Origin of the sequence: Halalkalirubrum salinum, assembly GCF_005543295.1 — an archaeon.
Lineage (GTDB): Archaea > Halobacteriota > Halobacteria > Halobacteriales > Haloferacaceae > Halalkalirubrum > Halalkalirubrum salinum.
On record NZ_SRSG01000010.1, the window covers coordinates 118797 to 130203 of the forward strand.

At 61.9% G+C, this 11407-nt stretch carries 13 protein-coding genes; 9 read left to right on the plus strand and 4 right to left on the minus strand.

Going from position 1 to position 11407, the window contains the following annotated elements; translation table 11 throughout:
* Positions 1-36 precede the first annotated feature (36 nt).
* The 5 genes from dcd to E5K03_RS04070 all read left to right on the plus strand — a co-directional run bounded on the left by dcd (position 37) and on the right by E5K03_RS04070 (position 4440).
* Entirely contained in the window at positions 37-627 is a 591-nt protein-coding gene (gene dcd / locus E5K03_RS04050; protein WP_138005087.1) for a dCTP deaminase, read from the plus strand.
* A 31-nt stretch (positions 628-658) separates the two neighbouring features.
* Positions 659-1564, plus strand: coding sequence for a thiamine-phosphate synthase family protein (locus tag E5K03_RS04055; protein WP_138005088.1), 906 nt, complete (start codon positions 659-661; stop codon positions 1562-1564).
* 3 nt (positions 1565-1567) lie between these two features.
* Complete coding sequence (locus tag E5K03_RS04060) at positions 1568-2254, plus strand: class I SAM-dependent methyltransferase (protein ID WP_138005089.1); 687 nt, start codon at positions 1568-1570, stop codon at positions 2252-2254.
* An 82-nt stretch (positions 2255-2336) separates the two neighbouring features.
* Entirely contained in the window at positions 2337-2738 is a 402-nt protein-coding gene (locus E5K03_RS04065; RefSeq protein WP_138005259.1) for an FxLYD domain-containing protein, read from the plus strand.
* A 103-nt stretch (positions 2739-2841) separates the two neighbouring features.
* The gene (locus tag E5K03_RS04070) at positions 2842-4440 is read left to right on the plus strand and encodes an oligosaccharide flippase family protein (protein WP_138005090.1); all 1599 of its coding nucleotides are present in this window, start codon (positions 2842-2844) and stop codon (positions 4438-4440) included.
* A gap of 9 nt (positions 4441-4449) precedes the next feature.
* Here the strand turns inward: E5K03_RS04070 and E5K03_RS04075 are convergent, their stop codons facing one another.
* Both E5K03_RS04075 and E5K03_RS04080 read right to left on the minus strand, forming a co-directional pair.
* Entirely contained in the window at positions 4450-4941 is a 492-nt protein-coding gene (locus E5K03_RS04075) for a metal-dependent hydrolase (RefSeq protein ID WP_138005091.1), read from the minus strand.
* Between the two features lie 85 nt (positions 4942-5026).
* On the minus strand, positions 5027-5974 hold the full coding sequence (locus tag E5K03_RS04080; protein ID WP_138005092.1) for a sulfide-dependent adenosine diphosphate thiazole synthase: 948 nt from the start codon (positions 5972-5974) through the stop codon (positions 5027-5029).
* A gap of 150 nt (positions 5975-6124) precedes the next feature.
* Here E5K03_RS04080 and E5K03_RS04085 point away from each other — a divergent pair, with 150 nt between their 5' ends.
* The 3 genes from E5K03_RS04085 (at position 6125) to E5K03_RS04095 (ending at position 9559) form a co-directional block, all read left to right on the plus strand.
* The gene (locus tag E5K03_RS04085; RefSeq protein ID WP_138005093.1) at positions 6125-7141 is read left to right on the plus strand and encodes a glutathione S-transferase family protein; all 1017 of its coding nucleotides are present in this window, start codon (positions 6125-6127) and stop codon (positions 7139-7141) included.
* A gap of 113 nt (positions 7142-7254) precedes the next feature.
* The gene (locus tag E5K03_RS04090; RefSeq protein ID WP_240729929.1) at positions 7255-8412 is read left to right on the plus strand and encodes a pyridoxal phosphate-dependent aminotransferase; all 1158 of its coding nucleotides are present in this window, start codon (positions 7255-7257) and stop codon (positions 8410-8412) included.
* A gap of 46 nt (positions 8413-8458) precedes the next feature.
* Complete coding sequence (locus E5K03_RS04095) at positions 8459-9559, plus strand: molybdopterin-dependent oxidoreductase (protein WP_138005094.1); 1101 nt, start codon at positions 8459-8461, stop codon at positions 9557-9559.
* Between the two features lie 68 nt (positions 9560-9627).
* Here the strand turns inward: E5K03_RS04095 and E5K03_RS04100 are convergent, their stop codons facing one another.
* Positions 9628-10173, minus strand: a complete 546-nt coding sequence (locus E5K03_RS04100; RefSeq protein ID WP_138005095.1) for a hypothetical protein — start codon at positions 10171-10173, stop codon at positions 9628-9630.
* Positions 10174-10303: 130 nt separating this feature from the next.
* Between E5K03_RS04100 and E5K03_RS04105 the strand changes: the two genes are divergently transcribed.
* On the plus strand, positions 10304-10492 hold the full coding sequence (locus E5K03_RS04105) for a hypothetical protein (RefSeq protein ID WP_138005096.1): 189 nt from the start codon (positions 10304-10306) through the stop codon (positions 10490-10492).
* 26 nt (positions 10493-10518) lie between these two features.
* Here the strand turns inward: E5K03_RS04105 and E5K03_RS04110 are convergent, their stop codons facing one another.
* On the minus strand, positions 10519-11268 hold the full coding sequence (locus E5K03_RS04110) for a 4-phosphopantoate--beta-alanine ligase (protein ID WP_138005097.1): 750 nt from the start codon (positions 11266-11268) through the stop codon (positions 10519-10521).
* Positions 11269-11407: the final 139 nt, after the last annotated feature.

An 11407-nucleotide genomic window follows, 5' to 3' on the forward strand; every position in this document is an offset into this window, starting at 1 on the left:
CGGGTGTTTTAGGCCGATCGACCGTCGATGAGGGGTATGATACTTTCGGATACGGATCTCCAGCGCCGACTCGACGCCGGCGATCTCGTGATCGAACCGATCGACGACCCCGACATGCAGATACAGCCGGCGAGCATCGACCTCCGGCTTGGCCCGGAGTTCTTGGAGTTCCAGCGGACGAACATCCCTTGTATCCACCCGAATAGCACCGAGGAGGTCGACGAGTACGTCTCACGCACGTACGTCAACGATGACGAGGAGTTCATCCTCCACCCCGGAGACTTCGTGCTCGGGACAACCAAAGAGCGCGTGGAGATCCCTGATGACCTTGTCGCCCACGTCGAGGGACGATCATCACTCGGCCGGCTGGCGATCGTCGTCCACGCGACCGCAGGCTTGTGTGATCCGGGCTATCAGGGACAGATCACCCTCGAACTGTCAAACCTCGGGGCCGCGCCCGTCGCGCTCTCGCCGGGAATGCGGATCTCACAGCTCACGTTCACCGAACTGTCCTCGCCGGCCGAGCGGCCATACGGAGCCGGACGGGGCTCGAAGTACCAGGATCAGGTTGGCCCACAAGCCTCCCGCATCGGCGACGATCCCGAGTTCGAGGAGCAAGACACATGAGCGCGGCCGCCAAACGCGCTCCCAGAGAGCAATGAAATTCATCGAGGAGATCGTCGTCGACGCGTTTTTGCCGACGCTGCGATCGATGCTCGCGGAGGCGCTTCGCGATCGTGGACTTACCCAGCGCGAAGTCGCCGACTCACTCGGGATCAGCCAGTCAGCGGTCTCGAAGTACGCCCACGGCGACGTGGCAAGACACGATCGGATCGTCGCGGACGATCGCGTCACCGAGCTCGTCGATCGGGTCGCAGCAGGGCTCGCGACCGGTGAACTCAGCCGCGTCGGCGCGCTCGTCGAGATCGAGATACTGATCCGCCAGCTAGAGGACGGCGACCTGCTCGCGGAACTGCACGAGGACGCAATGCCCGAGCTCGCAGAAACGGACGCGGACTTTTCGGTCCACGATCCAGACAGCCACCTCCGGACCGAAGAGCAGGTTCGATCGTCGGTCCGAAAGGGACTGCGGACGCTGACGAACACGAGCGGCTTCGCCGGACTCATCCCGAACGTCGGCTCGAATCTCGTTGAGTGTCTGCCGGAGGCCCGATCGATCGAGGATGTCGCCGGCGTCCCCGGACGAATCTTCGACGTGAAAGGCCGGGCAACGGTTCCCGGCGAGCCGGAGTTCGGATTGAGTGAACACGTCGCCTCTGTGTTATTGGCCGTCCGCGAACACGGAGACACGACCGCACGCGGTGCACTCAACATTCGATATGCGCCTGCGCTCGTCGAGACACTAGCTGATCACGGCTACAGGACGATCGCGTTCGATCCTGAGGACGATCTCGACGCGGCGATCAAGGATGCGCTGGCGGGGATTGAGGTCCCAGAGACGATCGTGTTGTATCAGACGGGAGCGGTCGGGGTCGAGCCGATCGTCTACGTGATCGCTCCCGACGCGCCGCAGGCGGCCGCGGTTGCCCGAGAGCTCAGATAGGCCATGTCCGCTCGACCGAGCGATCCCGTCCAGCGGTTTTACACTGATCGGGCACAGCTGTACGATCTGATCGCGACACGGGTGCCGGGGATCGGATCGATCCGGACCACAGCGATCGATCACCTTGGCCTCGAGCTCGGCGAAACAGTCGTTGAGATGGGCTGTGGCAGCGGCGGGAACCTCCCGTATCTCCGCGACAGAGTTGGTTCGACCGGAAGGGTGGTTGGGGTCGATTTTTCGCCGGGCGTGCTGTCGATCGCTCGTGATCGAATCCACCACCGAGGATGGGACAACGTCCACGTGGTCAGGGCGGATGCGACTGTACCGCCACTTGAGCATGATCGGGCAGGTGGAGTTGACGCGGTATTCTCGTCGTTTGTGAGTGGGATGGTCGACGATCCCGCGGCAGTTGTCGAGCAGTGGATCGACCTGCTCGGGTCAGGTGGTCGGATCGGCTTGCTTGATGCCGCCCGCAGCGGCGATCGAATCGGCCGGTTCGCAAACCCGCTCTTTGCGGCTGCGGTGCGGGCGAGTTCTCCGCCAGGAGTCAGGAGGCAGTCTGATGCGATCGATCGGCTTGACGACCGAGTGATCGCCGCGCACGAGCGGCTGCAGCGCGAAACCGTCGATCGAGTATTCGAGACCCACGTATGTGGGTTCGTTCGGGTGAGCGCTGGAACCGTTCGGTGAGACAGTTACCAGACGATCGGATGGGTAACGAGCCGGGACGGTCCGGTGAGTATATGCACATGCCATGAATAGTACCCCACGTATGCGCCGCCGCCGCGTGCTCGCAGTGTCCGGTACGGTGATCGCGAGCGGCGCACTTTCGGGGTGTCTACGTCGCAACGCGCCGATCGGACTCCCCAGCGACGACGACGAGCCACTGGTGGAGATCATCGAAGAGCGTCTCGTTCGCGAACGTCCAGACACTGAGGATGAAATCGTCCGTCTCGAAGGAATCGCGGAGAATACGAGCGACAGACAGCTCACCTACGTCGAACTGGAGGCGCGGTTCTACGACGAGGACGAGGAACTGCTCGACAGCACTGTCGAACACCTCGACGATGTAACTGCCGGCCGCCGGTGGGAGTTCGCGATCGAGTATCCACGAATTGGCGAAGACGCCGCAGCCGTCGCCGACTACGAGATTGAAGTTGTGACGAACATCTGAGCGCCGTAGCCGTCACTATGTCCAGGCAAGCAATCAACCAAACCGCGAAATTCGCAGTCGCGTGCCGTCCACGTGGCCCCTGGGGTCACAGCGAGGCGGGCGAATGAGCCTGCCGAGTGCGTTCGACCCGGACCCAGACCCGGACGCACCCGACGACGCTGAACCGATCAAGACGGAACAAAACGGAGAGGTAACGCTTGCAAAGCAGGGCGGAATCACGTTTATCGGCGATATCGTTAAAAAATCGTTCGGATTTGTGATCATCGCGCTTATCACCCGCCTCGTCAGCCCCTCTGTGTACGGCCTCTTCGTCCTCGCAACGTCGGTTGTGTTGTTCGTACAGGTATTTGCGACCCTCGGGTTGCCGCGGGCGATCGACTACTACGTGCCACAGTTCATTGCCCGTGAGGAGTTCGATCGCGTCAGGGGTGTGTTCGTCCAGGTGGTTGGGTACGTCACCGTTGTCTCGGTCGTCGTTGGGGCGCTGTTGTTTGTCGGGGCGGGGCCGATTGCAGAGCTGTTCGGCGAGCCGGCGTTGCGGCTTGCGCTCATGCTGTTGGCGTTCGCGTTGCCGCTTTTAGCCGCCTTCGGCGTCTTGTTGGCGTCGTTTAACGCGATCAAGCGGCTCAAATACCGGGTGTACGTCCGCGACCTCGTCCGGACGACGGCTCGGTTGCTCGCGACAGCCGGGCTGCTTTTAGCAGGATTCGGGCTACTGGGAGTCGTCGGCGGGTACATCATTGGGCTTGCAGTCTGTGTCGTATTTGGGGCTGCGTTGTTGATCAAGCGCACTCGCACGTATGCAGGCAGCACGTTCAGTTGGGTCCCGCCCAAGGAGCTATTGTGGTATTCAGTTCCGCTGGCGTTTGCAAGCGTCATATACGTCGCGCTTGGGCAGATCGACTACGTGATCGTCGGCTACTTTCTGAGCTCCCAGGACGTCGGATTCTACCGCGTTGGGTACATGCTGGGCCAAAACCTATTGATCTTTTTCGGCGCGCTCGCGCCGGTGTTCAAACCACTCATTGCCGAAGAGCGGACGAACGACATATCCGTGCGGGACCGATACCGTACCGCGGTTCGGTGGTCGATCGCACTCACACTCCCGTTGTTGTTGATCTTGACCCTCGGTGCAACGACGTACCTCTCGCTCGTGTTTACCCCACAGTACGCCGTGGCCGCGCCGATTATCGCCGTGTTGGCGATCGGATACATCGTCAGTATCGCTGGGGGCGGGCCGGGTGGTTCGCTGCTGCAAGGCCTGGGCTACTCGCGACTCGTGTTCTTCAATACGGCACTGCTATTTATTATCAACATCGCCGTCAGTGTCGTGCTCGTACCGCGGATCGGGATTCTCGGGGCAGCAGTTGGGTCTGCCTCCGCGCTCGGGATCGCCGGAAGCGCCGCCCTCGTCGAACTCTACTACTACCGGGGTGTCCACCCCTTCACGTCGACACTTGCGCGGGTCTTCGCTGCCGCAGTTCCGGCCGCGATCGCCGGTGGGGCGGTCGTGTTGCTCGTGGACATACTGGCTATTCGGGCCGTACTGCTGCCGATTGTTGTGATCATTGCATACGGGCTCGCGATCGGGGCGCTCGGTGGGGTGACCGAAAACGACATCGCCGTGGCAGGCGAAATCGACCCACGGGTCAAACGGGCGATGGTCCGTGTTAGTGCGGTTTCCTTCGGCGGTTTGAAATGACAGCTGGACTCAAATGAGTGCCGTCGCTGCAACAGCAACCCCAGTGGAACTGAGACCGAAGCCGAAAAACAGGCGGTTCGCGGACGGGTTTTTTGCATAGACGAGATCAAGACTGTAGTGGCGCTCCGACAGAGGCCGAAACGGCCAGATTCCCATCGGGGTGATGATATCACCGAGCAGGTGGCTGACGATCGCGAGCGTCCCTAATATTCCCAGGTGTGTCGAGACAGCGATCGCATCGAATGGGAGCGATGCAGCGACGATCGTTGCACCCGTAAACAGCCCGACAGCCATCCCAGCCGCGAGCGCAAACCAGATTGTGTGGGTCGGTCCACGGTGAGATATCAGCTCAGTGTACTCGTCCATGTCTGGTACGGTCGCGAGCGCGAGCATAACTGCCCCGCCGGCGATCGCGAGTTCGGTCGCACCAGCGCGGAGATACCATGCTGCAATAGGGGCGTATACTGTGAGCGAGATACCGAGGTGCCCCAGCGTGTACATACTGGCGCTACGCGGTCGACTGGTATGAACGCACTGGGATGCTGTCGCGCCCGAGACAGCCGAAAGTATCTCGTGTCAATCTCGATCAGTCGTCAGCGGGCGAGGCAGGTGCGGTGAAGTCGACTGCTGGAGCATCGATGCCGAGTTCGTCGATCGCTGCCTGGGCCGCGCGCTTGCCCGAAAGCAACATCGCGCCAAAGGTCGGCCCCATCCGCGGGAGGCCGTGGGTCGTTGCTGTCGCAAGCCCCGTGGCAACGAGGCCATCGTGGACGAGGCCTGACTGCTCGACGACCGCGTCCTCAGACTCGTCGACCCACATCGAGTCGTGTCCCGGTGAGTCGTGACCGGGCGCGCCGTACTCGCCGTCTGCGGTGGTGTCCATTCCCATGTTGTGCGTGGCGGCGTGTTCGATGCCTGACGCCTCGATGACGCCGCGCTCGGCCAGTTTTGAGACGACGACCGCCTCGTGGCCGGTTGCGTCAATCACGAGATCGGACTCGACTGCGATGGGATCGACGCAGGTCAGCTCTCGCGGAAGCGCGTGCACCGGCGTCCAGTTCATCACGATCCCAGAAACACGGTGATCCTTGCGCATGACGATGTCAGTGAACTCGGTCATGTTCTGGACTTTGACGCCCGAGTCACACGCCGAGGCGATCAGCGCCGAACAGGCGTGCGGACCGCTTGCGGTGTACAGGCCATCAGCCTCGTCGCTTTCCTCGTAGGGGACGCCCAGTTCGTCGAGGACCTCGTGGGCGGGATCGCGAACAGTGACAGTATTCATCAAAAAGCCGCCGAGCCAGAAGCCGCCGCCGAGGTAGTTGTTCTTCTCGACGAGCATTGTCTTCACACCGCGATCGCTCAGCTCTTTTGCCGCCATCAGTCCTGACGGCCCGCCCCCGACGACGATCACGTCGCTCTCGGTGAACTCAAGGAACTCCTCAGTCCACTCGGTGCCGATCGCTCTCGTTACCGCCGCTTCGGATGCGGGAGTGAATCCGCTAAATTCGCTTGAGTCGGTGAGTTCAGCCATACAACCAAGTGTTATTACTTAGTTGTACAAATGCGTTGTGGTCGAGACGAGGTGCTTGGCCGATCGCAGTCAGGCTGTGGATCGAAAGTCCACGAGGCCACATTGCACAACCGCTCAATCCTTAACCATCTGAGCCCCGTACTACCGGTTATGAACATGCTCGTCGACGGTGAGTGGCGCACAGACACATACGAAAGCACGAACGAGGAGGGGGCCTTCGAACGGAGCGAAACCGCGTTTCGCGACTGGATCGCCGGGTCGGACGTTCCTAGTCACATCGACGCGGAGCCAAACGATCGCTTCCAACCCGAGGCCGATCGCTACCACCTCTACGTTTCGTATGCCTGCCCGTGGGCACACCGCGCGCTGTTGGTCCGAGCGCTCATGGGCCTCGAAGACGCCATCTCGGTGTCAGTCGTCGATCCCTGGCGAGGCGACGACGGCTGGCAGTTCACCCCCGAAAAAGAGGGCACCACGCCAGATCATCTCTACGGGTCGGACTACCTGCGTGAACTGTACGTGAAGGCCGATTCCAACGCCACCGGACGGGTGACCGTGCCAGTGTTGTGGGACAAAAAAGAGGAGACGATCGTCAACAACGAATCTCGGGAAATCATCCGCCAGCTCTCGACAGCGTTCGGCGAGCTTGCGAAAAACGATGTGGATCTGGTCCCCAAGGAGTTGCAACCGGAGATCGACAACACGATCACCGACATCTACGAGCCGATCAACAACGGCGTCTACCGTGCGGGCTTTGCGACCGAACAGGAGCCCTACGATGAGGCGATCGACGAGCTGTTCGGGGCGCTCGATCGCTACGACGAGCGGCTCAGCGAACAGCGCTTCCTCGCAGGCGATCGGCTCACCGAGGCAGACATCTGTATGTTCACGACGCTCGTCCGATTCGATCAGGTGTACCACACCCATTTCATGTGCAACAAAAAGCAGATCCACGAGTACGAGAACCTCTGGCCGTATCTGCGCGATCTCTACCAGCTCCGCGGCGTCGCCGAGACGGTGAACATGGACCACATCAAAGAACACTACTACACGACCCATCCGGACGTGACGCCGAGTGGGATCATCGCACGCGGACCAGATCTCGATTTCAGTGAGCCGCACGATCGCCACGAGCTCCCCGGCGAGATTCCAGCCGATCTGCGGTAAGACGATCGCGGGAGAACAACATAAGACGATTGGGGCCACGCGTCAGTCGAGTGATCCCGGCGGTCCGTTCCGCTGACCGACCATTTTTGCACGCGCCTCGCAAGGGGATGTGCATGCAGCTTTCTCACGCCGAGCGGATGGCGGCCAGCGAACAGTCGAGCATTCGCCGGATGTTCGACATGGCCCAGGCGGCCGATCACGACCTCGTCCGACTCGAGGTAGGTCAACCAGATTTTTCGACGCCCGAGCACGTGATCGACGCGGCCGATCGAGCCGCCCGTGAGGGCCACACCGGATATACGGCTAATGCCGGCATCGAACCCCTTCGCGAGGCGGTCGCCACGACGCTCGAAACCGAGTACGGTGTCCCCACGACCCCCGAAGGGGTGGCAATCACTGCCGGCGGGATGGAGGCACTGCACCTCGCGATGCTCGGGCTCGTCGATCCCGGCGATCGCGTGTTGTTGCCCTCGCCAGTCTGGCCGAACTATCGCACTCAGACAACCCTGGCCGGTGGAACACCGGTCGAGATTCCGCTTTCGGCCGACGACGGGTACGCCCTCGACGCTGACGCAGTAATCGAGCAACTGGACGATCGAACGGCCGCGATCGTGCTCTGTACGCCCTCGAACCCGACCGGCCGGGTATTCGAAGAATCGGCTGTCCGGGCGGTCGTCGACGCCGCCGCGGCCCACGATGCAGCAGTCATCGCCGACGAGGTGTATCTCGGGCTCACGTACGATCGCGAGCCGCGCGGAATCGCCGGCTACGTCGACAATGCGAGCCAGGTCTTGACGGTCGGATCGGTCTCGAAAACCCACTCGATGACGGGCTGGCGGATCGGGTGGCTGGCGGGTGATCCTAGTTTTCTCCACGGCATCAGCACGATTCACGAGTCGACGAGTTCCTGCGCCTCCTCGATCTCCCAACGCGCGGCGCTGGCAGCACTCACCGGCCCAGAGGAACCGGTCAAAGAGATGCGAGAGACGTTTGCACGTCGTCGGGATTTCGTCGTCGATCGGATCGAGTCGATCGACGGGATCTCCGCGCCGCGTCCCCAGGGCGCGTTCTACGCGTTCTTGTCGATCGACGTCCCGGGAACCGCCACAGGGATCGCGACACGGCTCCTCGAAGAGTTTGGTGTCGTCCTTGCGCCCGGCGACGGGTTTGGGACCGCCGGCGAAGGCCACCTCCGGTTGAGCTTCGCGAACTCGACCGAACGGCTGGAAGTTGGGTTCGATCGGCTCGAGACGGCGATCGAAACCTGGTGAGCTGGCTCAAGTGGTGTTCTTATGTCCGTAGACCGTAATTTGTCGCGTGCTCGGGCTCGATCGACTCCGCGCTGCCGTCGCCGCGATTGAGCCGCCGCCACGGCTCGTCGACTGGTCGCTCTTTCTCGCACTCTGTGTCGAAGTCGTGACCGGACTCGTCTCGTTCACCATCGGGACACCCGACGGATGGCCGATTTTTTGGATCCACCGGATTGTCGGGCTCACGATCGTCGCGCTGGTGGCGTTCAAGCTTGCCCGCGTTCGATATCGCCTGACCGACAGCCGCCACTGGCAGCCCTCGACCCTCCTGTCGGTGCTGACGGCGATCGCGGCGATCGGCGCGCTCGCGACTGGGATTGTCTGGGTGTTCGGAGCGGATGTCCGTCTCTCGCACTGGACACTGTTGAGCGTCCACGTTGGCTTCGGACTGGCACTGTTTGCACTGTTGCTCCCGCACATGTGGACCCGGTTTCGACCGCCCCGACGGGTCGATCTCGCCGATCGGCGGGCGGTACTGCAGTACGCTGGCCTGTTGATTGGCGGAGCAATCGTCTACCGCGGTCAGGAGGCGGTGAACGCAGTCGCCGAAACCACCGGGAGCAAACGGCGCTTCACCGGGTCATATCCACGGACGGGCGAGGGCAACGGGAGCTTCCCAGTCACCTCGTGGGTCGCCGACGATCCCGAGCCGATCGACACGGACGAGTGGACGCTGTCGATCGACGGACTCGTCGGCGAGCCGATTGCGATCGGCTACGACGAACTCACCGGAGAGCGGGAGCGACAAACCGAACAACGGGCGCTGTTGGACTGCACGAGCGGCTGGTACACAGAGCAGTCCTGGCGCGGGCGCCGGGTTGGTGAGCTCATCGACGCCGCAGGCGGGTCGACTACGAACGGCAAGTGGGTTCGGTTCGTCTCGGTGACGGGATACCGCTGGAGCCTACCGATCGACGAAGCCCGCGAGACGCTGATCGCGACGCACGTCGGCGGCGATCGGCTCAACCACGGTCACGGCGCGCCTGCTCGGCTCGTCGCACCTGGACGACGCGGATTCCAGTGGGTGAAGTGGGTGACACGGATCGAGGTCCGCGAGCGGAATGATCCCGCACAGTGGATCGTGACGCTGATCAGCGGCTTCGAGTGATTCTGTTCCCATCGGTTACGTCGAGTGATGATGTCCCGTGATCACGTCAAATGATCAAAGCTCCGTGGTCACGACGCGATCGCCCGCACACCACGAGCCACCGCGTGCGCGAGGATACTCGCAAGCATAACGATCGCGATCGCCAGAAGTGACCATAACACACCAGACGGTACGTCGTTGGGGATGACACCTATCCGCGAGAGGAAGTAGCCGACGCCAATCGGCCCGACGAAGCCAAATGCAGCCAGTGTCTGGATCGTCCGCATCGCAAGATACGAGACCGGTCGGTCGCGGAGTGACTGCTCGTCCCGGCGCGCGATCGAAAGCTCCGCGATACCGTGGGCAAGCACGATCGCCCCCAGAGCGAGCGCGAGCAGAATCGTCCCATTGAGCAGCGTCGTGCCGATCGACAGCAGGGATCCGGGCTGCTCCTGCGGCGGCTGCCCCTCCGGCGGAGCCCCCGTCGGCAGCGCGGTGATCGCGCCGAAAGCGACAACGACTGCTGTCACGATCGCCGCCAGGAGAACCACGACAGCGAGAATTGTTTCAAGATGCAATCCAGACGAGCAGAGCCAGCGAGCGGCACGCTCACGTCGATTGGCGGTGGAGGGCATACGAACCACGATCGGCGCCGTGATATAAAAATATTCAATTTGATTGATTCGATCGGCACACACAAGCTCGTCGATCGGAGCCGAGACGGCCCGTGCAGGTTTATTATATTGCCTGCCGAAGAGTTGGTAGATGTTTTCATCGGCTCCCGATCCAAAGCTTCGCTCGGCTCACAGAGCGATGAGCGCGATCAGTACTGTCTTGTTGTTGCTTATTGCGTTGACACTCGCGGTCGTCGTCGGACTCGTCGTCATGGCTCCCGACGGGATGGTGCAGAACCCGCCGGCAATCATCGGGGCGTTTCCGGCGATCGATATGTAGTGTAGTGAAAAGAGCGGGCGGACTGATCAGGAGCGATCGCCGCTTCGGATCGCGGCCTCAGCGTCTGCAAGCGCGTCCTCGGCGTCGAATTCATTGACAATCGCGGCTAGTTCGTCCTTCGATGCGCCCTCAAACTCGCGAGCAGCGTCCGTGATCGCCGGGATCGCCCGGAGGATGTTGTCGACGATCGGGATCGCAGCCGCGCGGGCAGACCGCGAAAGCGGGTTGAGGTCGATGACAATCTCGGTTTTCCCCATCGAAGCAAGTGCCTCCGCGCGATCGCCGTCTTCGAGCGGCACGACGACGACATCCGCAGTCCCGATCCCGTCGGCGTCGACTTTTGCACGCTCGTGGCTCAAGCCAGGGATCCGTGCGTTGGCAGTGAGTCCTTTGACGTTTGTCGCGCCGTGTTTGCGGAGATGCTCGGCGATCGCAGTCATCCGCTCGTCGGTCCGGTTGAAGAGATTGATTTCGATGTCGGCATCGACGGCTGTCGCAAGCGCGACAACTTCCGCGGGAACCAGCGCCGCGACATTGCCGTTTACCGAAATAACTGGGTGGTTTGCTAACAGCAACGCGGCTGCGGCGGCGCGTTCGGCGGCAGCGGCACTGTCGATCGTCTGCTCGCCCAGTAAGTAGTCGAAGGCCTCCCCGCGGCCCTCTGCGATGAGCCCCTGTTTGCTCGTGATCCCATTTTCCACGCCGGCCTCAATTCGGTGCCGTGTCAGAAGCGACTGGTATCTGGGATGGTCTTCGGGGATGTCGATCTCGCTCATACCGATACCTGCCTGCAGAGGATAAAAAGCCGATCGGGTTCAGGTTCGGGTCACCTCACGATCGGGTTCAGGTTCGGGTCACCTCACGATCGGGTTCAGGTTCGGGTCACCACACGATCGGGTTCAGGTTCGGGTCACC